The organism is Rhizobium anhuiense (genome assembly GCF_003985145.1).
Classification (GTDB): domain Bacteria; phylum Pseudomonadota; class Alphaproteobacteria; order Rhizobiales; family Rhizobiaceae; genus Rhizobium; species Rhizobium anhuiense.
Map to the genome: position 1 here is coordinate 137,604 of NZ_ML133526.1, position 22,303 is coordinate 159,906.

Annotated in this window: 22 protein-coding genes; 16 read left to right on the forward strand and 6 right to left on the reverse strand. The window is 61.4% G+C overall.

Annotated elements, in window-relative coordinates; genetic code table 11:
* Positions 1 to 7: 7 nt before the first annotated feature.
* The 6 genes from EEQ99_RS17540 to EEQ99_RS17565 form a co-directional block, all read right to left on the reverse strand.
* The gene (locus EEQ99_RS17540) at positions 8 to 1,414 is read right to left on the reverse strand and encodes a TRAP transporter large permease (protein ID WP_028756913.1); all 1,407 of its coding nucleotides are present in this window, start codon (positions 1,412 to 1,414) and stop codon (positions 8 to 10) included.
* A 4-nt stretch (positions 1,415 to 1,418) separates the two neighbouring features.
* Positions 1,419 to 1,991, reverse strand: coding sequence for a TRAP transporter small permease (locus EEQ99_RS17545; RefSeq protein ID WP_028756914.1), 573 nt, complete (start codon positions 1,989 to 1,991; stop codon positions 1,419 to 1,421).
* Positions 1,992 to 2,053: 62 nt separating this feature from the next.
* Complete coding sequence (locus tag EEQ99_RS17550) at positions 2,054 to 3,028, reverse strand: sialic acid TRAP transporter substrate-binding protein SiaP (RefSeq protein ID WP_028756915.1); 975 nt, start codon at positions 3,026 to 3,028, stop codon at positions 2,054 to 2,056.
* Between the two features lie 21 nt (positions 3,029 to 3,049).
* A complete protein-coding gene (locus EEQ99_RS17555) occupies positions 3,050 to 3,808 on the reverse strand; it encodes a FadR/GntR family transcriptional regulator (RefSeq protein WP_063474078.1) in 759 nt (252 codons plus the stop codon).
* Positions 3,809 to 3,996: 188 nt separating this feature from the next.
* Positions 3,997 to 4,317, reverse strand: a complete 321-nt coding sequence (locus EEQ99_RS17560; protein ID WP_097543341.1) for a hypothetical protein — start codon at positions 4,315 to 4,317, stop codon at positions 3,997 to 3,999.
* Positions 4,318 to 4,514: 197 nt separating this feature from the next.
* The gene (locus EEQ99_RS17565; protein ID WP_028756917.1) at positions 4,515 to 5,219 is read right to left on the reverse strand and encodes a transcriptional regulator NanR; all 705 of its coding nucleotides are present in this window, start codon (positions 5,217 to 5,219) and stop codon (positions 4,515 to 4,517) included.
* Positions 5,220 to 5,396: 177 nt separating this feature from the next.
* Between EEQ99_RS17565 and oiaX the strand changes: the two genes are divergently transcribed.
* The 16 genes from oiaX (at position 5,397) to EEQ99_RS17645 (ending at position 22,299) form a co-directional block, all read left to right on the forward strand.
* The gene (gene oiaX / locus EEQ99_RS17570; RefSeq protein WP_127430809.1) at positions 5,397 to 6,653 is read left to right on the forward strand and encodes a 3-oxo-isoapionate-4-phosphate decarboxylase OiaX; all 1,257 of its coding nucleotides are present in this window, start codon (positions 5,397 to 5,399) and stop codon (positions 6,651 to 6,653) included.
* Positions 6,654 to 6,658: 5 nt separating this feature from the next.
* Complete coding sequence (locus EEQ99_RS17575; protein ID WP_127430810.1) at positions 6,659 to 7,996, forward strand: four-carbon acid sugar kinase family protein; 1,338 nt, start codon at positions 6,659 to 6,661, stop codon at positions 7,994 to 7,996.
* Complete coding sequence (locus tag EEQ99_RS17580) at positions 7,997 to 8,761, forward strand: triose-phosphate isomerase (RefSeq protein WP_127430811.1); 765 nt, start codon at positions 7,997 to 7,999, stop codon at positions 8,759 to 8,761. It begins immediately after the preceding gene.
* 35 nt (positions 8,762 to 8,796) lie between these two features.
* On the forward strand, positions 8,797 to 9,237 hold the full coding sequence (gene derI, locus EEQ99_RS17585) for a D-erythrulose-4-phosphate isomerase (protein WP_127430812.1): 441 nt from the start codon (positions 8,797 to 8,799) through the stop codon (positions 9,235 to 9,237).
* A gap of 82 nt (positions 9,238 to 9,319) precedes the next feature.
* Complete coding sequence (locus EEQ99_RS17590; protein ID WP_127430813.1) at positions 9,320 to 10,147, forward strand: phosphogluconate dehydrogenase C-terminal domain-containing protein; 828 nt, start codon at positions 9,320 to 9,322, stop codon at positions 10,145 to 10,147.
* A 99-nt stretch (positions 10,148 to 10,246) separates the two neighbouring features.
* The gene (locus EEQ99_RS17595; RefSeq protein WP_028757644.1) at positions 10,247 to 11,188 is read left to right on the forward strand and encodes a D-ribose ABC transporter substrate-binding protein; all 942 of its coding nucleotides are present in this window, start codon (positions 10,247 to 10,249) and stop codon (positions 11,186 to 11,188) included.
* A gap of 73 nt (positions 11,189 to 11,261) precedes the next feature.
* Entirely contained in the window at positions 11,262 to 11,906 is a 645-nt protein-coding gene (locus EEQ99_RS17600; protein ID WP_028757643.1) for a DUF2291 family protein, read from the forward strand.
* Positions 11,903 to 13,453, forward strand: coding sequence for a sugar ABC transporter ATP-binding protein (locus EEQ99_RS17605; protein WP_063474075.1), 1,551 nt, complete (start codon positions 11,903 to 11,905; stop codon positions 13,451 to 13,453). The genes EEQ99_RS17600 and EEQ99_RS17605 overlap by 4 nt, the downstream gene beginning before the upstream one ends.
* Positions 13,450 to 14,514 (forward strand): ABC transporter permease, encoded by a 1,065-nt coding sequence (locus EEQ99_RS17610; protein WP_028757638.1) that lies wholly within the window; start codon positions 13,450 to 13,452, stop codon positions 14,512 to 14,514. The genes EEQ99_RS17605 and EEQ99_RS17610 overlap by 4 nt, the downstream gene beginning before the upstream one ends.
* A 1-nt stretch (position 14,515) precedes the next feature.
* A complete protein-coding gene (locus EEQ99_RS17615; protein ID WP_127430814.1) occupies positions 14,516 to 15,550 on the forward strand; it encodes a Gfo/Idh/MocA family protein in 1,035 nt (344 codons plus the stop codon).
* Positions 15,547 to 17,394, forward strand: coding sequence for a D-apionate lactonase (gene apnL / locus EEQ99_RS17620; RefSeq protein ID WP_063474073.1), 1,848 nt, complete (start codon positions 15,547 to 15,549; stop codon positions 17,392 to 17,394). Before EEQ99_RS17615 ends, apnL begins: the two co-directional genes overlap by 4 nt.
* 54 nt (positions 17,395 to 17,448) lie before the next feature.
* On the forward strand, positions 17,449 to 18,453 hold the full coding sequence (locus EEQ99_RS17625; RefSeq protein WP_063474072.1) for a dihydroxyacetone kinase subunit DhaK: 1,005 nt from the start codon (positions 17,449 to 17,451) through the stop codon (positions 18,451 to 18,453).
* Between the two features lie 2 nt (positions 18,454 to 18,455).
* Positions 18,456 to 19,100: a dihydroxyacetone kinase subunit DhaL gene (gene dhaL / locus EEQ99_RS17630; RefSeq protein WP_127430815.1), complete on the forward strand. Its 645-nt coding sequence runs from the start codon at positions 18,456 to 18,458 to the stop codon at positions 19,098 to 19,100.
* Positions 19,101 to 19,170: 70 nt separating this feature from the next.
* Positions 19,171 to 20,424, forward strand: coding sequence for an ABC transporter substrate-binding protein (locus tag EEQ99_RS17635; RefSeq protein ID WP_127430816.1), 1,254 nt, complete (start codon positions 19,171 to 19,173; stop codon positions 20,422 to 20,424).
* 94 nt (positions 20,425 to 20,518) lie between these two features.
* Positions 20,519 to 21,418 carry a carbohydrate ABC transporter permease gene (locus EEQ99_RS17640; protein ID WP_127430817.1) on the forward strand — a complete coding sequence of 300 codons (900 nt, stop codon included), beginning with the start codon at positions 20,519 to 20,521 and terminating at the stop codon, positions 21,416 to 21,418.
* The gene (locus EEQ99_RS17645; protein WP_174824465.1) at positions 21,415 to 22,299 is read left to right on the forward strand and encodes a carbohydrate ABC transporter permease; all 885 of its coding nucleotides are present in this window, start codon (positions 21,415 to 21,417) and stop codon (positions 22,297 to 22,299) included. Before EEQ99_RS17640 ends, EEQ99_RS17645 begins: the two co-directional genes overlap by 4 nt.
* Positions 22,300 to 22,303: the final 4 nt, after the last annotated feature.

Consider the following 22,303-nt stretch of genomic DNA (forward strand, 5'->3'; position numbering starts at 1 on the left):
TCCACTCCTATCTCAGCAGTCCAAGCTGCTGCGGCAGCCACAGCGATATGGCCGGGACGAAGGTGATCAGGATCAGCGCCAGGAAGAGCGGCACCAGCCAGGGCAAGATCGCCATGGTCGTGCGTTCGACGGATAGTTTCGCGACCCTCGACAGCACGAAAAGCACCATGCCGAGCGGCGGATGCAGCAGACCGATCATCAGGTTCAACGTCATGATGAGACCGAACTGGACGGGATCGATCCCGAATTTCAGGACGATCGGCAGAAGGATCGGCACGAGGATGGTGATGGCCGCGATCGTGTCCAGGAAGCAGCCGACGAAGAGCATCAAGAGGTTCACCAAGATCAGGAAAACCCATTTGTTGTCGGTGATCGACAGGATCGCATCGGACAGCAGCTGGGCCGCCTGGCTCACCGTCAGCAGCCACGCAAAGACCGATGCCGCAGTGACGATGAAGAGAACGGAAGCCGTCGTCTCGATCGTATCGAAGCTTGCCTTGGCGAGCGTCGAGGGTGTCATCGTACGGTAGCGCACCAGACCGAGGAACAAAGACCAAAGGACGGCTGCGACGGCGGCCTCCGTCGGCGTGAACCAGCCCATCGTCATGCCGCCGATCAGGATGACGGGCGTCATCAGCGCCATGACGGCGGAAAAGCGGAAATACCAGTCGAGGGCGAGAAGCAGAGCAAGGGCAATGCCCGCCGCAACATTCATCGATACGCCCGCCCGCATCAGCAGATAGATGGCCAACGGCACCGCCAGGACGACGACGATTTCCATCCCCGCCGACAGGAGCTGCTTCACATCGAACGGCGCGTCGGAGCCCCACCGCTTCCAATAGGCAAAAGCGGCGACAGTGATCATCATCAGCAGCGTCATGACGATGCCGGGCAGGATGCCCGCCATGAAAAGAGCGCCGATCGAGACGTTCGCCATCATGCCGTAGATCACGAAAGGCAGCGACGGCGGGAAGATCGGGCCGAGCGTTGCCGAAGCCGCCGTCACGCCAACTGCGGCCTCGACCGGATAGCCATGATCCTTCATCGCCTTGATCTCGATCGTGCCGATCCCCGCCGCATCGGCGAGCGCAGTGCCGGACATGCCGGAGAAGATCACGGAACCGATGATGTTGACCTGCGCGAGACCACCTTTCATCCAGCCGACGAGAGCGACGGCGAAGGAATAGATGCGGCCGGTGACGCCCGCCGAGTTCATCAGGTTGCCCGCAAGGATGAAGAACGGGACAGCGAGCAGCGGGAAGCTTTCAACGCCAGCGATCATGCGCTGGGCGACGATGATGTCGGGTGCGATGCCGTAGAGGACGATGTAAAGCACCGATGCGACGGCCATCGAGATGGCAACGGGCACCCCGACCAGCATCAGCACCAGAAACGAGCCAAGAAGCAGTAGCATCGGATCAATCCTCGATGGTCTGGAATTCTTCGGGGCGCTCCAGAACGGAGTAGCCGCGGCGGATGTTGGCGATGAAGACGATGACCGCGCGGATCAACATCAGCACGAAAGCGATGAGAACGCTGTAGAAGACGATGTTGCGCGGCAGGTCGATGGTGACCATCTGCTCGTCGGCGACGATATCGACGTAGCGCCACATCAGGTGGCAGCCATAGGCGAAAAAGCCGATGCGGACGATATCGACGAAGGTGGCAAGCACGCGCGCCAGACCCGCAGGCATATAGTGATAGAACACATCGACCTGGATATGCCGCGAGGTGCGCACGCACATGACGGAACCCAGAAAGACGACGCCGATCAGGCAGTTGATGGCGATTTCCTCGGTCCATGCGTAGCTGTCGTTCAGCACATAACGCGTGAAGAACTGAAGGAAGACGCAACCCGCCATCAGCCAGAAGACGATCAGCGTGATCCAGTCTTCAATGGCATAGTCCGAGATGTTTGCAGTCGGCGCGTGCCCTTCGAACTCGTGACCGATTTCTTCGGCCGTGATTTGCGTATGGATTTCTTGCGACATGATCGGCCTTGTTCCAGTCGGAATGAAGGAACGCGGCGCCTTACGGCGCCGCGCCGCGAGTTTTACTGGATCGCGCGGATTGCTTCCCAATCGGCCTTCTCGTAGCCGAAATCCTCGAACTTGACCTTTTCCATCACGGTCTTTTCGAAATCGGTCTTGTCGACTTCAGCGACATTCAGGCCCTTTTCCTTGAAGGTCGCGATGAGGCTGTTTTCCTTGCCGGCGATCGTCTTGCTCGTGCGCTCGGCGGCCTCCTGCATGACCTCGCCGAAGATCTTCTTGTCCTCGTCGGAAAGGCTCGCCCACCGCGTCTTCGAGACCACGGTGTTGAGGTGATCGACGATGTGGCCGGTGAGGATGATGTTCTTCTGGACTTCGTAGAACTTCTTCGCCTCGATCGTCGTCAGCGGGTTTTCCTGCGCCTCGACCGTGCCGTTCTGTAGAGCGAGATAGACTTCGGCAAAGGCGATCGGCGTGGTGTTGGCGCCGCAGGCGCGCGGCATGGCGAGATAGGCCGGAACATCAGGCACGCGGATCTTCAAGCCCGCCATATCGGCGCATTTGGCAATCGGCTTGTTTGAAGTCGTATGGCGCGTGCCGTAATAGCTGACGGCGGCGATGTGGTTGCCGGTCTTGTCTTCATAGCCTTTGGCAAGACGCTTGAAGACATCGCTCTTGGTATAGGCGATCAGGTGATCGGGACCGCGGAAGATATAGGGGAAGTAGGTTACGCCGATCGGCTTGTAGTCGCGTGCCGCAAAGCTCGATCCCGAGATGATGATGTCGACCGTCCCGAGCTTGAGGCCCTGGTTGATGTCGGCTTCCTTGCCGAGCTGCGAGGCCGGGTAGACCTCGATCTTATAACGCCCGTCGGTTCGCTTGTTGATCTCTTCCGCAGCCCACACGGAATCGGTGTGGAAGGGCTCGGACGTTTCATAGACATGCGCCCATTTCAGCACTGTCTGGGCATGCGCAATCGCGCTGCTCGCCATGATCGCCGCTGCGGTGCAAAGTATCGTTGCCAGTCTCTTCTTCATCGCTCTCTCCTCCGAGCTCGGTTAAATCTTGGTCGTTCCTTTCGCGGGGCCTTTGCTGCGGCCGCGCTCCTCCTCTCCCGAAAGCTCCTCCCCGAAACTCTCGGAAAACCTCTTCTGCGACATGGTGAGATGGGCGCGCATGGCCGCCTTGGCGCCCGCCGCATCGCCGGCGGCGATGGCGTCGCGAATGGCCCGATGCTCGTCCACGGCGCTGCGCCACGTTCCCGGCCCCTCGAAATGGCTCGCGAGCCTCGCGAAGTAAGGGGTCATGCGCATGTCGAACATTTCGCCCGTCACGCGGATCAATGTCGCATTGCCGACGATGGCGGCAATGCCGGTGTGGAAGGCGCGATCGGCAGAAAGCACCGCGCTCGCATCATTGACCACGCCGCTCATCCGCAGCAGCGTTTCATCGAGCAGAGCGATATCCGCCGGCTTGGCGCGGCCTGCGGCTTCTTCGGCAATGGCGCATTCGATGAGGGCGCGCGCCTGCAGCAGCTCGAAAGGCCCTTCCACCGGTTCCCGCTCGGCGCCAGTGACGGTCGCGGCATGCTGGCGCACGACATAGATGCCGGATCCCATGCGAATATTGACGAAGCCTTCGACCTCCAGGACGATCAGCGCTTCGCGGACGGTCGGACGTGAGACCGACAATTGCTCCGCCAGGTCGCGCTCCGCCGGCAGCCGCTGACCGACGGCGAGCTCGCCGCTCGCGATCATCAAGCGAATCTGATCCGCGACCTGCCGATAAAGACGGCGGGATTCAACAGGCGAAAACATCGTGGCCTCCTCCGGCGGCTTCTCCTCAAGCGCGCAGCTGGTCAATTGGCCTGACCAATTCGGCATAGATATCACCGCTGGAGTTGTGCGTCAATCCGCCGCATAAACTCAAAAGGAGAGTTCAGGGCATAGGCCGAGCAGGCATACAAAAAACCCCGCCGAAGCGGGGTTCTTTGCGAAAGGAATAATCAGTTGTTATGCGCGGCGCAGGCCTCATCCATCGGCGTGGCGTTGCTCGTACCGCCCTGCGTCTGAAGATTGTCGGAGTTGTTGACCGGATTGGGGCACTTGGGCCTGTTGGTTTTCATAGTGCCGGTGGTCGTGGAGCCGGTCGTGGTGGTATCGGTCACCATCGGCTTTTTGGCCTTCATTTCGCCGCTTGCACCGCCACCTTGATCGGCCTGGTTTTTATCGATCGTGGCGCCGGCTGGTGCCGGATTGGACTGTGCGAAAGCAGACGTGGCCATGCCGATGGCGACAAGCGAAGCTGCTATGAGTTTCATACGCATCCTGATGTCCTCCTTGGGATCTTTGCGTGATCAGGCAGAACCTCGCCCACAGCTCATTGTTCCGCATTTCCTGCTTACAAACATCCCATAAGCTCTGGAGCCCGGTCGCGACCAAGGATCAAGGGCGAGGGTGAGACAGAGTCAGGAAGTGAGTGATGGCCAGGCGTGCCGGCCAGCGGCGACCGCGTTCGTGAAGGTTACTTCGCGTAAAGCGCACGCGAGCGCTCGAGATGCTTGAGGAGGGTCGTTTCCGAGCCATCCACGTCGTTTGCTTCAAGGCGGTCGACAATCTCGTCGTGTTCGACCAGCGTGAATTTTTCCTTGCCGGTCCAGATCAGCATCTCGGTATGATATTCCTTCAGCCAGGCAAGCATCGCTTCGCTGACGGCGACGTAGATCGGATTGCCTGAGATCTGGGCGATGCGGGTGTGGAATTCCATGTCCGCGTCAATGAACTCTTCCGCCCGCCCAAGCGACATGCGCTGACGTTCGATGATGTTCCTGAGATCAGCGATATCGCTGGCAGAGGCGCGCTGCGCGGCCTCGCGCGCCATGCCTCGTTCGAAGAAGATGCGGGCACTCTTGAGATGCTCCAGCGAATCCGCCGATTGCGACAGCATGATCTTGGCGGTGAGATCAACCTGGCGGAATATCGATTTCGCCGTCAGCCTGAGAACCTTCGCCCGCTCGCCGTGCGAAATGCTGACAAGACCCTTGCTGGCAAGCGACTGCATGGCCTCCCTGATCGCCGGCCGGCCGACGCCGAAGCGTTCCATCAACACGCGTTCAGATGGCATTTCGTCGCCAGGCTGAAGCTCGCCCGAGGTGATCATTCGCTCAAGTCGATCAAACACTTCGTCAGAGAGTTTGCGGCGGACGATTTGTTCGAGGGGCTGGGTCATCACATCTCGCTGGCTCAAAATGTTTCCTCCTAGCAGTTTCCATGTCGAGAACAAAGCTGTCGACGAAAATTTGCGCATCCGAAAATTCTGCTTTTCATTAGTTGGAATACTCATTATACCAGATCACAAGTTGACGCCATGGCAATCTGCGTGGCGAGAGGAGCAACCGTCCGTTTCATGATGATTACCCTGACCTACCGCATCGAAACGCCCGGAAGCGTCGAGGCGATGGCGGACAAGATCGCGAGCGACCAGTCGACCGGAACCTTCGTGCCCGTTCCCGGTGAAACCGAAGAGCTGAAGTCGCGGGTCGCCGCCCGCGTCCTGGCGATCCGCCCGCTCGAAGATGCACGTCATCCGACCTGGCCCGAGGTCGCCCCCGGCACGCTGCTCCATCGCGCCGATATCGACATCGCCTTTCCCCTCGAGGCGATCGGGACCGACCTCTCGGCTTTGATGACCATTGCAATCGGCGGCGTCTACTCCATCAAGGGCATGACCGGCATCCGCATCGTCGACATGAAGCTGCCAGGCGCCTTCAGAAGCGCGCATCCAGGACCACAGTTCGGCATCCCGGGAAGCCGCCGCCTCACCGGCGTCGAAGGTCGCCCCATCATCGGAACGATCGTCAAGCCGGCGCTCGGGCTGAGACCCCAGGAGACGGCCGCGCTCGTCGGCGAACTGATCGCATCGGGTGTCGACTTCATCAAAGACGACGAGAAGCTGATGAGCCCGGCCTATTCGCCGCTCAAGGATCGCGTCGCGGCGATCATGCCGCGCATTCTCGATCACGAACAAAAGAGCGGCAAGAAGGTGATGTATGCCTTCGGCATCTCGCATGCCGACCCCGACGAGATGATGCGCAATCACGATATCGTCGCCGCGGCCGGGGGCAACTGCGCCGTCGTCAACATCAACTCGATCGGCTTCGGCGGCATGAGCTTTCTGCGCAAGCGCTCCAATCTGGTGCTGCATGCGCATCGAAACGGCTGGGACGTGCTGACCCGCGATCCGGGCGCCGGCATGGATTTCAAGGTCTATCAGCAATTCTGGCGGCTGTTGGGGGTCGATCAGTTCCAGATCAACGGCATCAGGGTCAAATATTGGGAGCCGGACGACAGCTTCGTCTCGTCCTTCAAGGCCGTCAGCGCGCCGCTGTTTGATGCCGCCGATTGCCCGCTTCCGGTTGCCGGCTCCGGCCAGTGGGGCGGACAGGCACCGGAGACCTACCAGCGGACCGGCCGCACCGTCGATCTTCTCTATCTCTGCGGCGGCGGCATCGTCAGTCACCCCCATGGTCCGGCGGCCGGCGTTCGGGCCGTGCAGCAGGCGTGGCAGGCAGCCGTCGCCGGCATACCACTGGAGATCTATGCGAGAGAACATCCGGAGCTCGCCGCCTCGATTGCAAAATTCAGCGACGGCAAGGGCGCGTGATTGCGATGGATGGACTTCTCGTCAGCTATTACGGCGATGACTTTACCGGTTCCACCGATGTCATGGAGGCCCTGGCATCGAACGGTGTCTCGACCGCGCTCTTCCTCGACGTTCCCACGCCGCAACTGCTCGCGCGTTTTAGCGATTGCCGCGCCATCGGCCTTGCCGGGACGAGCCGCAGCGAGACGCCGGCATGGATGCAGGTGCACCTTGCCCGCGCTTTCGAATGGCTGAATTCGCTTGGTGCCGCGATCTGCCACTACAAGGTCTGCTCGACCTTCGATTCCAGCCCAGGGATCGGCAGCATCGGCAAGGCGATCGAAATCGGCCGCGCGGTGTTCGGCCACTCCGTCGTTCCCGTCATCGTCGGCGCGCCGCAACTGAAACGCTACACAGCCTTCGGCAATCTCTTTGCCGCCTATCAGGGCCGGATCTTCCGCATCGACCGCCACCCCGTCATGAGCCGCCACCCGGTGACGCCGATGGACGAGGCGGATCTTGCGGTGCATCTCTCAAAGCAGACCCGTCTACCCGTCCTGGTCGCCGATCTCGTGGCGATCACCGCGGCGGACGCCGATCAACGGATCGACGAGCTGGCGTCGGGTTCCGAAGGCATCCTGCTCATCGATGTCGACTCCGAAGCGACACAGCAGGCCGCAGGTCGGCAGCTGCTCCGTGTCACCGGCCGTTCGGCAAGCTTTGTCGCCGGCTCGTCGGGGATCGAATATGCCCTGCTCAGCGCATGGCGGCGGAGCGGTTTCATCGACGACAGCAGGACCGAATTTCCCGATATCGGCCCCGTCGACCGCCTCGCCGTCGTGTCGGGCAGCGTCTCGCCGACCACCGAGCGCCAGATCCGCACCGCTGTCGAGAACGGCTTCGAGAGCATGGCGCTCGACCCACTCGCCCTGGTCGGAGAGCATGGCCAAGCCACGGTGGATGCAGCGGTCAAGGCCGGTGTCCAGAAGCTTCGGCAAGGCAGGAGCGTCATCCTCCACACCGCACTTGGGCCGTCCGCGGACCGTGGCGCCGACATCGACAGGTTTCCGGGCGCGCGTCACCGGCTTGGGAGTGCGCTCGGCACGATCTTGCTTCGCTTGATCGAAAGCGAAGGGCTGTCACGTGCCGTCGTTGCCGGCGGCGACACGTCCAGTCACGCCCTCAAGCAGTTGAAGGTCGACGCGCTGACGACGCTTCTGCCGTTGCCGCAAACTCCGGGTTCGCCGCTTTGCCTCGCCCATGGCGACTATCCGCCGACCAACGGCCTGCAGATCGCCCTCAAAGGCGGCCAGGTCGGCACCGACGGCTATTTCGCCCAGATCCGTGACGGGAGGAAGAGCTGAATGGTCCTTTGGGTCGGCACCAGCTTCAAGATGAACAAGACCGTGGAAGAAGCGCTCGCCTTCGCGCGCCGCCTCGCCCATGCAGACCGTGAACGCGACGTCCACGTGCAGCGCTTCGTCATTCCCTCCTTTACCTCAGTGCGCGAGGTCAAGCGCGCGCTTGCCGATACGTCGGTGAAGGTCGGCGCCCAGAACATGCACTGGGAGGACGCTGGCGCCTGGACTGGCGAGATTTCACCTCTCATGCTGAAGGACTGTGAGCTCGACATGGTCGAGCTCGGCCATTCCGAACGGCGCGAGCATTTCGGGGAGACCGATGAAACCGTCGGCCTCAAGGTTTCGGCCGCCATCCGCCATGGCCTCACCCCGCTGATCTGCATCGGCGAGACATTGCAGGAGCGCCGGGAAGGTCAGGCCGACGCCGTGCTGCGGCGCCAGGTCGAGGCAGCCTTGAGGGGCATCGATACCGGCGCCGAACAGGCTACGGTCCTGCTCGCCTACGAACCCGTCTGGGCGATCGGCGTCAACGGTATTCCGGCAACCGCCGACTATGCCTCGGAGCGGCATGGAAGGATCGCCGAAGTGGCCAAAGCCATTCTTGGCCGTTCCGTGCCGGTGCTCTACGGCGGCAGCGTCAATCCGCAAAATTGCGAGGAACTGATCACCGAGCCGCATATCGACGGCCTGTTCATCGGCCGCTCCGCCTGGTTCGTCGACGGTTACCTCGACATTCTTCGCCGCGTCAGCGCGGCGATCAAAGCGTGATTTCCATGCCTGAAGGCGAGCGAAAGGAAACTGCTATGAAGATCGCAATCGGCGCGGACAGCGCAGGCAAACCGCTGCTGGATGTCATTGCCGCCCATCTCGCGCACAAGACCGACCTGGAAGTTCATGATCTCAGCCAGTCCGGCTTCTACGCCGACCTGTCGCAGCGCCTCGCGCAGACGATCGTCAACGGCGAACATCAACGCGGCATCCTGATCTGCGGAACCGGCATCGGCGTCTGCATTTCCGCCAACAAGGTTCCGGGCATCCGTGCCGCGCTGACGCACGACACCTATTCGGCGGAGCGCGCGGTAAAATCGAACAACGCCCAGATCATCACGATGGGGGCGCGCGTCATCGGACCGGAGCTGGCGAAATCGATCGTCGATGTCTGGCTTGCATCGGAATTCGACCCTGACGGCCCCTCGGCCGGAAATGTGCAGGCGATCGACCGGCTCGACGCCGAAAAACATTGATGGCGACAGATTAAGCAGTGATATGGTGATTGACTCATCATACCAGTATATGATCCTATCCAAACGGAAAAGGTGAGGAAACATGACTCAGATTGCCCTCTTCGGCGCAGGCGGAAAAATGGGATATCGGCTTGCCAAAAATCTCAAAGGCTCACGATTCCAAGTGCGCCATGTCGAGGTGAGCGACGCGGGCAAGGCCCGCTTGAAGAACGATCTCGGTCTTGATTGCGTGCCAGTCGATGCCGCACTCGATGGCGCCGATGTGGTGATCCTTGCCGTGCCGGACACGGCGATCGGCAAAGTCGCGGCAGGCATCGTCGACAAGCTCAGGTCAGGCACCATGGTGATCGCGCTGGATGCTGCGGCTCCCTTTGCCGGCCACCTGCCGAAGCGTGACGACCTCACCTATTTCGTCACTCATCCCTGCCATCCGCCGATCTTCAACGACGAGACCGACATGCAGGCCAAGAAGGACCATTTCGGCGGCCTGTTCGCCAAGCAGCACATCGTTTCGGCGCTGATGCAGGGTCCCGAAAGCGCCTATGCGCTTGGCGAGGAAATCGCCAAGCTCATCTGGGCTCCGGTCATGCGCTCGCACCGCGTCACGGTCGACCAACTCGCCATGCTCGAACCCGGCCTGTCGGAAACTGTCTGCGCATCGCTGCTCGTCATCATGCGCCAGGCCATGGACGAATGCGTGGCCCGCGGCGTGCCGGAACAGGCCGCCCGCGACTTCCTGCTCGGCCATATGAACGTGCTCGGCGCCGTCATCTTCAAGGAAGTCGACGGGGTGTTCTCGGATGCCTGCAACAAGGCGATCGAGTTCGGCATCCCGGCGTTGATGCGCGACGACTGGAAGAAAGTATTCGAACCGCAGGAGATCGCCGAAAGCATCCGGCGCATCACCTGAATTCGGCTTGGAGGAGGCAAGCCCTCCTCCTCAACTGCTCCGGGAGACCGGGCAACCGCTCCGAGGAGACGGAGCTTCATTCACAACAGGGAGGAAAAAATGAAACTGACGCGCAGACTGACACTTGCGGCTTTCGCCGGCGCCCTGGCGCTGGGAACGGCCATGCCGGCCTTTGCGGCCGATCTCATCGCCATCATCACACCGGCGCATGACAATCCCTTCTTCAAGGCCGAAGCCGTCGGCGCCGAAGCCAAGGCGAAGGAACTCGGCTACGAGACGCTGCTCATGACCCATGATGACGACGCCAACAAGCAGTCGGAAATGATCGACACGGCAATCGGGCGCGGCGCCAAGGCGATCATCCTCGACAATGCCGGAGCCGACGCCTCCGTCGCGGCCGTCAAGAAGGCCAAGGATGCCGGCATCCCCTCCTTCCTGATCGACCGCGAAATCAATGCGACGGGCGTGGCCGTCGCCCAGATCGTCTCGAACAACTATCAAGGCGCGCAGCTCGGGGCGCAGGAATTCGTCAAGCTGATGGGCGAGAAGGGCAATTACGTCGAGCTGGTCGGCAAGGAGTCCGACACCAATGCCGGCATCCGCTCGCAAGGCTACCACGACGTCATCGACGACTACCCGGACCTGAAGTCCGTCGCCAAGCAGTCGGCCAACTGGAGCCAGACGGAAGCCTATTCGAAGATGGAAACCATCCTCCAGGCCAATCCCGACATCAAGGGCGTCATTTCGGGCAACGACACCATGGCCATGGGTGCGATCGCAGCACTGCAGGCGGCCGGCCGCAAGGACGTGATCGTCGTCGGCTTCGACGGCTCCAACGACGTGCGGGACTCCATCAAGTCGGGCGGCATCAAGGCGACGGTGCTGCAGCCCGCCTATGCCCAGGCCCAGCTCGCGGTCGAACAAGCAGACGCCTACATCAAGACCAAGACGGCGCCAAAGGAAGAGAAGCAGTTGATGGATTGCGTTCTCATCAACGCCGACAACTCCGGCAAGCTCGAGACCTTCGCGCTGACGAACTGATCAGCCGCGAGATGCAGAGGGTGCGCGGCCGCGCCCTCTGCAATGCATTTCGCAAGACGTCGAGGTTCACAGCATGTTGAGAATGAAGGGCGCCCTCATCGCTGCCGTCGTGGCGGCGGCCTTGCCCGGTTGCAAGATCATCAAAACGCCGACGCCGGAGGAAAAGGCGGCGGCAGCGGCCAAGACCGCCTTCGACCCGAATGCAAAGGTCGAGGCGATCTGGCAGCCCGAGGTCGTGCCTTATTTCGAAAAGCGCGCCGGCGACCTGAAAGACGTCATGCAACTGGCTGCCTCCAGCCCTGATGCCGCGGGCGAGAAATACGGCAATCCCCGCAAGCAGAGCAGTTCGCCATGGACCTATGCGGTGAAGATCACCGGCAAGGTCGTGGCGGCCGATACGGCTTCGCGCGCGGCAACGCTCGATGTCGACGCCGATGGCGACGGCAAGGCCGATGCAAAGGTCCAGATCGGGCCGGCGCTCCGCGGCACGGCGCTCCGCGACACGCTGGACTTCGTCAATTTCAACGAATTCAAGAACCAGATCGAATGGGCGCAGTTCGGCAAGGCGTTCAACGAGAAGGCCAACTCGGCCTTCCTGTCGGCCGTCCCGCGCGAGGACCTCGCCGGTAAGACGGTGACCGTGATCGGCGCCTTTCCGCTGCCGAAAAGCGGCGAGTTGCCGCTCGTGACACCTTCGGAATTGAGGGTGGGCTCATGACGGCTCCAGAGGCACAAAAGGATGATGTCATCCTGCGCCTTGACGACGTGTCGAAGGTCTATTCGGGCATCGTCGCCGTCAAGCGCGCCAATCTGGAACTGCGCCGCGGTGCGGTGAACGTGCTCGTCGGCGAAAACGGCGCGGGCAAGTCGACGCTGATGAAGATCATCGCCGGCGTCGAGCGTCCGACGCATGGCCGCATCATCCTCGACGGTGAACCCGTCTCCTTCGACAGCCCAGCGGAAGCGCAGGCGCATGGCATCGGCATGATCTTCCAGGAGCTCAATCTCTTCGCCAACATGTCGGTCGCCGAGAACATCTTCGCCAGGCGCGAGATCACCCGCGGCCTGCTCGGCATCGACCACAAGGCGCAGGTGCAAAAGGCCGATGGCTTTCTCAAGCGCCTGGATGCCGGGATCGAGGCGGACACGATGGTCGAGGATCTGCCGATCGGCCAGCAGCAACTCGTCGAAATCGCCAAGGCGATGTCGCTGAATGCCCGGATCCTGATCATGGACGAGCCGACGTCGGCGCTTTCGGCGGCCGAAGTCGACATCCTGTTCAAGGTGATCGCGGAACTGAAGGCTCAAGGAGTTGCGATCGTCTATATCTCACATCGGCTCGAAGAGCTGATGCGGATCGGTGACTATATCACCGTGCTGCGTGACGGCCAGGTCACCGGCGAGGCGATGATGCGCGACATCGATACGCGCTGGATCGTTCGCTCGATGATCGGCTCGGATGCCAAGGACTTTGCAAAATCCGTCACCCATGCCGTTGGCGCCGAGGTCTTTCGCGCCGAAAACATCAGCCTTCCCAGACCGACGGGCGGGCTGTCGGTCAACGATGTCTCGCTGTCGGTCAAGGCGGGAGAAATCCTCGGCATATACGGCCTGATGGGTGCGGGACGTAGCGAATTCTTCGAGTGTGTGATCGGCCGCCACGCACACTCGACCGGCAAGATCTTCATCGAGGGCAAGCAGGTTCGCGCCCGCGACACCACCCGGCGCATCCGCCGCGGCCTTGCGCTCATTCCGGAAGACCGGCAGCGCGAGGGTCTGGTCCAGGTGCTCTCGATCGCTTCCAACCTGACGCTGGCGAGCCTTGGCCGCTTTACCCGGCTCTTCCATATCGACAGCGGTGCCGAGAAGATCGCCGTCCAAGAGGCCATCCGCGATCTTTCGATCAAGGCGCCGAACCCGGATTTCGAGGTGACCTCGATGTCGGGCGGCAACCAGCAGAAGGTCGTTATCGGTAAGGCATTAATGACCAATCCGAAAGTGCTGCTGATGGACGAGCCGAGCCGCGGCATCGATGTCGGCGCCAAGGCCGACGTCTTCCGCACCATGCGGCGGCTGGCGGCAAACGGGCTCGCCATTCTGTTTTCGACCTCCGACCTCGAGGAGGTCATGGCGCTTTCCGATCGCATCGCGGTCTTGAGCAACGGCCAGCTGGTCGCCGTCTTCGACCGGAACGAGGCGACGGAAGAAGCCATCATCGCGGCTTCGGCCAAGGGACACGGACATCAAGGGAAACTCGCGTCATGATGGCGGCTACGTCAACCACTCTTGCGCCGAAAGGCGCCAACGGCTCGGCGCTTCTGACGCTGATGAAGCTCAGGACCTTCATCGCGCTTTTCGCCGTGATCATCTTCTTTGCGATCTTCGCGCCGAACTTCACCTCGACGGCGAACATGATCCTGATGTCGAAGCATGTGGCGCTGAACGCCTTCCTGGCGATGGGCATGACCTTCGTCATCATCACCGGCGGCATCGACCTTTCCGTCGGATCGATCGTCGGGTTGTGCGGCATGGTCGCCGGCGGCCTGATCCTTTACGGTATCGAATTGCCGATCGGCTACACGATCTATTTCAACCTCTTCGAGATCGTGCTGATCACGCTGTCGATCGGTCTCGTCATCGGCCTTATCAACGGCCTGCTGATCACCAAACTCAACGTCGCGCCCTTCATCGCCACGCTCGGCACGCTCTATGTCGCCCGCGGTCTCGCCTTGCTGTCATCGGACGGCCAGACCTTTCCGAACCTCGTCGGCCGGCCCGAATATGCCACGACCGGTTTCGACTTCTTCGGCGCGGGGCGCATTCTCGGCTTGCCGGTGTCGATCTGGATCCTGATCGTGCTGGCACTCGCGGCCGCCTATGTCGCCCGCTCGACGCCGATCGGCCGTCATATCTTCGCCGTCGGCGGCAATGAGCGGGCCGCGCGCATGTCCGGTATCCGGGTCGATGTGGTGAAGATCTTCGTCTACATGTTTTCCGGACTTTGCGCCGCCATCGTCGGCGTCGTCATTTCCTCCGAACTGATGGCCGCCCATCCGGCGACCGGCGAAAGCTTCGAGCTCAATGCGATTGCCGCAGCCGTGCTCGGCGGCACCTCGATGTCGGGTGGCCGCGGCACGATCGGCGGCACGATCATCGGCGCTTTCGTCATCGGCATCCTCTCCGACGGGCTTGTCATGATGGGCGTCTCCTCCTTCTGGCAGATGGTCATCAAGGGCCTCGTCATCATCATTGCCGTCGTGGTCGATCAGGCCCAGCGGCGCCTGCAGCAGCGCGTCACCCTCATGCAGATGGCAAAGGCAGGCTGAGATGACCGAGTTCAAGGGGGCTTTGATCGGCTGCGGTTTCTTCGCGATCAACCAGATGCACGCCTGGAAAGACGTCGAAGGTGCTGACATCGTCGCGATCTGCGATCGCGATCCGGAGCGGCTGAAGGTCGTCGGCGACCAGTTCGGTATCGATCGCCGCTACCGCGATGCCGAGGCCATGTTGGCCGATGGCGGCTTCGATTTCGTCGACATCGCCACGACGGTCCAGAGTCACCGCGCTCTGGTGGAAATGGCCGCAGTGAATAAGGTGCCGGCCATCTGCCAGAAACCCTTCGCCAAGACGCTGTCGGATGCAAAGGCGATGGTCGAGGCTTGCCGCAATGCCGGCGTGGCCCTGATGGTGCACGAGAATTTTCGCTGGCAGACGCCGATCCAGGCGGTCCGCAAGGCGCTCGATGCTGGCGCCATCGGCACGCCCTTCTGGGGCCGCTTCTCCTTCCGCTCGGGTTACGACGTCTTCTCCGGCCAGCCGTATCTTGCTGAAGGCGAGCGCTTCATCATCGAAGATCTCGGCATTCATACGCTCGATATCGCCCGCTATATCCTCGGCGATATCAGATCACTCACGGCCCGCACCAAACGGGTCAATCCCAAGATCAAGGGCGAGGATGTCGCAACCATTCTGCTCGATCATGAAAACGGCGCCACCTCGGTGGTCGACGTCAGCTACGCCACCAAGCTCTCGAAAGAGCCGTTTCCCGAAACGCTGATCGAGCTCGACGGCTCCGAGGGCACGATCCGCCTGACCCAGGGCTACCGCCTTGAAATCGCCCACGGCAGGGGCACCACCACAGTGGATGTCTCTCCGAAGTTGTTGTCCTGGGCCTCGCGGCCTTGGCACAACATCCAGGAGAGCGTCTATGCGATCCAGCAGCATTGGGTCGATCAAATCAAGCGCGGCGCGGAGCACTCGACCTCGGGGGCCGATAATCTGAAGACCTTCGCCCTCGTCGAGGCCGCCTATGACAGCGCTGCCAGGGGACAGACGATCGATGTCGGAGCGATGCTGCGATGACGATCAATGCGTTCCAGCTCTACGGCACCCACCTGGTCGAGAGGCCGCCGGTTCGGCTGAGGGCCGGAAAGCTGACCGCCGACCTCGCCGATGGCAACCTCCGCGCGATCCGCTACGACGGCATCGAGGTGCTACGGGCGATTTCTTATCTCGTTCGCGACCGGGACTGGGGCACCTACAGCCCTGAAATCGTCGATCTCAGCATCGAGCAGAAGGAAGACCGTTTCGAAGTCGCTTATCAGGCCCGCTGCGAGGGACCCGGCGAAACGAGGCTCGTCATCGATGTTCGCATCGCGGCATATCAGGACCGGCTCGATTTCGAGGCCGAAGCCATGACCGAGACCGGCTTCGAGACCAACCGCTGCGGCTTCTGCATCCTGCATCCAATCGTCGGCGTGGCGGGTTCGCCGGCGAAGGTCGAGCATGTCGACGGGGAGATCGTGACGACACGGTTCCCCGATGTCATCGAACCCTGGCAACCATTCAAGGACATGCGCGCCATCACCCACCAGGTCATGCCTGACGTTCAGGCTGAATGCCGGATGGAGGGCGACACCTTTGAAATGGAAGATCAAAGAAACTGGTCGGACGCATCCTATAAGACATATGTCAGGCCGCTCGCTCTGCCCTGGCCCTACCAGATCTCTGCCAACCAACCTGTCCGGCAAAAGACGTCGCTTGTTATCAGAGACACCAGGTATTCCGCACCGCGCTTCGCGCCTGCGACCTTGGGCGGCGCGATAAAACTCAAGCTTGGAGAGCGGAATGGCATCATGCCCGATATCGGCGTGATCGTGACGCCTGAGGAGGCCGATGCGACGCTCACGGCAAAGGCCGTCCTGTCGGAGATCGCGCCTCGTGAACTCCTCTTTCATTTCGATCCGAATGCCGGGCACGCCGCCGAAGCACTGAAGACTTTTACCGCGATCGCCGCCGTCCATCGCGGTCGCTCGACGCTGGAGATCGCGCTCCCCTGCAAATCGTCGCCGGCAAGCGAGGCGGCCGAGATCGCCCACCAAATGCAGCTGGCGGCATTCAAGCCGGATGCGATCATGATCTCGCCATCCGTCGACCGGCAATCGACGCCGCCCGGCAGCCAATGGCCGGACTGCCCGCCGCTCGAAGAGATCTATGGCGTGGCCCGCGCCACGTTTCCCGGTATGCGCATCGGCGGCGGCATGCTGAGCTATTTCACCGAACTCAACCGCAAGCGCGTCCCGGATGGGCAGCTCGACTTCGTCAGCCACTGCACCAACCCCATCGTGCATGCGGCCGACGATCTCAGCGTCATGCAGACATTGGAAGCGCTGCCCTTCATCACCCGCTCCGTTCGTGCCATCTACGGCGACAAGCCCTACCGGATCGGCCCCTCGACGATCCCGATGCGGCAGAACCCCTATGGCAGCCGCACAATGGATAATCCCATGGGCGCACGCATACCCATGGCCAACCGCGACCCCCGCCACAACGGCCGTTTCGCGGAAGCTTTCGCACTCGGTTACGCAATCAGAGTGCTGGATGCCGGTCTCGAATGCCTGACGCTCTCGGCCTTGACCGGTCCGTTCGGTCTGATTGCCGGTCCGGCCGAGCCGATCGAGCAGGGTGGGCGGCGTCCGCTGTTCAATGCGGTGCGGACTTTGTCCGCCTTGGCTGGTGCATTCTGGCAGGAATGCATCTCGTCCTCGCCCTCCGAAGTGCTGTCTTTCGTTGCGCGGGACGCCGCAGGAAACAGGCTCCACGTCGTCAATCTGACGAGCGGAGAGCGAAGGGTCGATTACCGCGCATCGGGGAAGGATCTGCTGCTCGCACCCTTCGCCACCGTGGCCTTGCCGCTGGCGGATTGACCTCCGGCGCATCGGCCGCATCTATGCAATCGGAGTTCACTGGGGAGGATCGGCGTGAAGACGAAGAAGCTTATCAATTCCGGCGCAGATGCCGTCGATGAGATGCTGCAAGGGATCCTCGCGGCGCATCCACGCCATCTTTACGCAGTCGAAGACATGCCCCGCGCGATCATTGCCAGAAACGGACCGCGCAAAGGCAAGGTCGGCCTGGTCATCGGCGGCGGATCCGGGCATGAGCCGACCTTTCTGGGGTTTGTCGGCAAGGGGCTGGCGGATGCCGCCGCGATCGGCAATGTCTTCGCCTCGCCGCCGCCCGATCCGATCATCGCCTGCGCCAAGGCGGTCGACGGCGGCGCCGGCGTCCTGTTCATGTACGGCAATTATGCCGGCGACGTGATGAATTTCGACATGGCCGCCGAGATGCTGGCGCTCGACGAGATCGAGGTCCGCACCGTCCTGACCACAGATGACGTGGCGTCCGCTCCTGCCGATCAGAGGGACAGGCGACGTGGCGTGGCGGGCAACGTCTTCATCTTCAAGGCGGCCGGCGCGGCCTGCGATCTTCTCTACTCTTTCGACGATGTCGAGCGCGCCGCCCGCCATGCCAATGCACGAACCTATACGATGGGTGTGGCGCTCTCTCCCTGTTCGCTGCCCCAGACCCTCCGGCCGAACTTCCTGATCGGCGAGGACGAGATGGAGATCGGCATGGGAATCCATGGAGAGCCCGGCATGGCGCGCGAGCCGCTGAGGTCGGCCGATGCCGTGACCGACGAGCTGATGGACAGCATGCTTCGGGAGATGAAGGCGGACCCAGGCGATCGTGTCGCCCTGCTTGTCAACTCGCTGGGTTCGACTCCGCTGATGGAACTCTATATCATGATGCGGCGCGTGAAGTCCCGACTCGACGATGCCGGGCTCGTCATCCACACGTCGCTCGTCGGCAACTATTGCACCTCGCTCGAAATGGCCGGCGCCTCGATCACCGTCATGCATCTCGACGACGAGCTTCAGCGGTTGATCGACCACCCGTGCGATTGCGCGATGTTTGCGAGGTGATCATGACGATTACCACAAAAGACCTGCAACAGCTGTTTGCCGGGATTGCCGAGGATATCGCGGCAGAGCGCGACCATCTTTGCGAGCTCGACGGCGCCATCGGCGATGGCGATCACGGCCTTGCCATGGACGGAGGCTGTCAGGCTGCCGCCAAGGCGGTCGGCGCGCTCGATGTGGAAACAGCACCGACGCTGCTATTCAACGTTGCGGCAAAGGCATTCCTGAATGCGGTCGGCGCTTCGTCCGGCCCCTTATATGCCACGGCCTTCATGCGCGCCGCGGCCGCAGCCAAGGACAGGCAGACCTTGACCGATGACGATTTCGTCCGCGTTTTCGCAGCCATGGCGACGGGAATCCAGGAACGCGGAAAGGCCGAAGCCGGTGAAAAGACGATGGTCGACGCCTGGAAGCCCGCGGCCGACGCGGCACTTGATGCGTGGGGGACAGGAAAGCCGCTTCCCGAATGCCTCGTCATGGCAGTGCATGCAGCCCGCGTCGGCTGTGACGCAACCAAAGACATGACGGCAGCGAAAGGACGGGCTTCGCGATTGGGAGACCGGGCTATCGGGCACATCGATCCCGGTGCGGCATCGGCGGTCATCATCATCGCCGCGATAGCCAAATTTGCTCGACGGCACGATGGTTAGCTCATCATACCAGTTGACATGTCAATGACTATCTGCAAAAAGGGTCCCGGCTTACAAGAGGAGGACGGTAATGCTGACCCTTTCTGCGAAATTGAAGACTGCGAGCATCGTTGCGATCGCCATGGCGTCACTTTCGGCAACACCGGTTCTTGCTGAAGACATCACGCTCTGGACCCTCAACTTCGACAATAATGCTGCCAATACGGCCCTGAAGAAGGTGGCGACGGACTTCGAAGCTGCAAATCCCGGAACGCATGTCGAGATCGTTCAGCGCGCCGTCGATGAACACAAGACCGCGCTCCGCGTCGCCGCGGGCTCGGACAAAGGACCCGACATTTATTTCAGCTGGGCGGGTCTCGGCCTCGGCGGCGAGTATGTGAAGGCCGGCCTGTCGCTGCCACTCGACGAGTATTACACCGAGTATAAGTGGAACGACGAATTGCTGCCGTCGGCTGCCGCTTTCGCCGACCTCTATACCGGCGGCAAGCACGGTGTTCCCTTCACCTTCAAGGGCGAAGCCGTCTACTACAATAAGAAGCTTTTCGAACAGGTCGGCATCAAGGAAGAGCCGAAGACCTACGAGGAACTCCTTGCCGCGGCCGATAAGCTGAAGGCCGCGGGCATCCCCGCCTTCACCTTTGGCGGCACGGTCAACTGGCACGTCATGCGCCTCATGGACGTTATCCTCGAAACCAAGTGCGGCGCCGAAAAGCACGACGCGCTGAAGGCGATGACGTTGGACTGGACCAAAGAACCCTGCGCGACGGATTCCTTCGCGGAGTTTGCGAAGTGGACGAAGGACTATACGCTGCAGCCGTTCATGGGCATCGACAACAAACAGTCCTACAGCCTCTTCACGGCCGGTCGTGCAGCGATGATGCTCGAAGGCGACTGGCTGGTCAGCCAACTCAACGGCTCCGGCGCCAATCTCGACGATTACGGCATCTTCCCCTTCCCCACAAATACCGACCGTCTCTACGGCTTTGCCGAGTACAATTACATCAGCACCAAGAGCAAGAACCCCGACATAGCGGCGAAATTCCTCGACTATTTCCTGTCGACGAAGGTGCAGCAGGATCTGCTCGGCCAGTTGAGCTCGACCTCCGTCAACAAGAACGTCCAGTATGCCAATCAGAAGCCGCTCGAAGCCGAATGGCTGGGCATCTTCCAGAAATACGGCAAGGTCTACATGAACGGCGACCAGGCCTTCCCGCTCGATGTCACGACGGAATATTTCCGCGTCATCAATGATGTCGCTTCCGGCAGCACCGAACCGGCCGAGGCGGCCAAGCAGTTGCAGAGCTTCATCGCCAGCAGAAGCTGATCCCTCCCAAGCGCCAGTCGATCGGCCTCTGAGTTGATCGGCTGGCACATTCTTTCATCAGCTGGCAGCGGCTTTTCACTGCCAGGAGGAAAGCATGTCACTTCGACAATCGACACATGATCCGCGCGTGCAAGCGCTCATCCTGCTCGTGCCGGCGCTGGCGATCTATGCGGTCTTCGCGCTCTACCCGATGCTCAACGTCGTGATCCTGAGCTTCCAGAAGTGGAACGGGCTCGATCCCAATCGGCAATTCGTCGGCCTTGCGAACTATTCGGCGATTTTCACGAAAGATCCGGTCTTCTGGGTGGCGTTCCGCAACACGGTGATCTGGACCGTGATGAGCCTGATCTTTCCGCCGCTGGTCGGACTGCTGCTGGCGCTCAGCCTCAACCAGAAAATATTCGGCCGCAATGGCCTCAGGGCCATCTTCTATCTGCCTGTGATCATCGCGCCGATCGCCGTCGCCACCATGTGGAAGTGGATGTACGATCCCTTCTTCGGCCTGTTCGCCCAACTGCTGACCTCCTGGGGCATGCAGGTCTGGATCAAGGATTGGCTGGGCAATAAGGATATCGCGCTTTATTCCGTCTTCGTCGCCTATCTCTGGCAGACGGTCGGCTTCTCGATGGTTCTATTCCTGGCCGGCCTGCAGAACGTCTCTCAGACGCTCGTCGAAGCGGCGCGCATCGATGGCGCCGGCCGCTGGGCGGTGTTCAAACATGTGACATTGCCGGCGTTGCGCCCGACGATCACCATCGTCCTCGTTCTCTCCGTCATCTCGTCGCTGAAGGCTTTCGACATCGTCTACGGTTTGACGGGCGGCGGTCCGGCGCAGTCCACCCAGATGCTGGCGCTCTGGGCGTTCACGCAGGCCATGCAGATCTTCGATTTCGGACGAGGTGCGGCAATATCCGTCGTGCTGCTGCTGATCACCATGGCCGTCGTCATTCCCTATCTCAGATGGACCCAGAAGCACGAGGAGGTCGAATCGTGACAGCAGTGCCGACCGACCATGCCGCCGTGCATCTCGAAGCCCAACCATCGTCGATGAAGCGCGATCCCGTTCTGATCGGCCTCTGGACAACGCTTGTCATCGTGGCGCTCGTCTGGGTCGCGCCATTCGTCTTCATCGTCTTCACCTCGCTGAAGACGCCGGCGGCGGTGACGAGCACCGGCGCCTTCATGCCGCCGGCCGAGCTTGCCTTCGAAAACTATGGCGCCGCATGGAGCCGCGGCAATTTCGCAAACTCCTTCTTCAACAGCGTCATCATCACCGTCATCAAGGTGCCGCTCGGCCTGTTCCTGTCGGCGATGGCCGCTTATGCCCTTGCCAAGATCAAGTTGAAGATCACCAAGGCGCTGCTGCTGCTCGTCGTGTTCGGCACGATGATCCCCTTCCAGGTGATGCTTGCGCCGCTCTTCACCCTGGTCAATTCCTTCGGCCTCATCGACACATATCCGGGCGTCATCCTTCCCTACATCGCCTTCGGCGTTCCCTATCAGGTTTTCATCCTGCACGGCTTCTTCAAGGGCATTCCGAAGGAGCTATCGGAGGCAGCGCTGATCGACGGCGCCAGCCACTTCGTCATCTTCCGGCGGATCTTTCTGCCGGTATGCCTGCCCGTCCTCGCCGCACTGCTCATCCTCGACTTCGTTTCCACCTGGAACGAATTCGCCATGGCGCTGGTGCTGCTTCAGGACCAGCACATGTGGACGCTGCCGCTCGGCCTGATGTCGTTTCAGGGGCAGTTCTCCAGCAATTACGGCCAGCTCAACGCGGCGATCGTCATGACCGTGCTGCCGGCGACGATCGTCTATCTCATGTTCCAGCGCTACTTCGTCTCCGGCCTCACCTCCGGCGCCGTCAAAGGCTGATCAC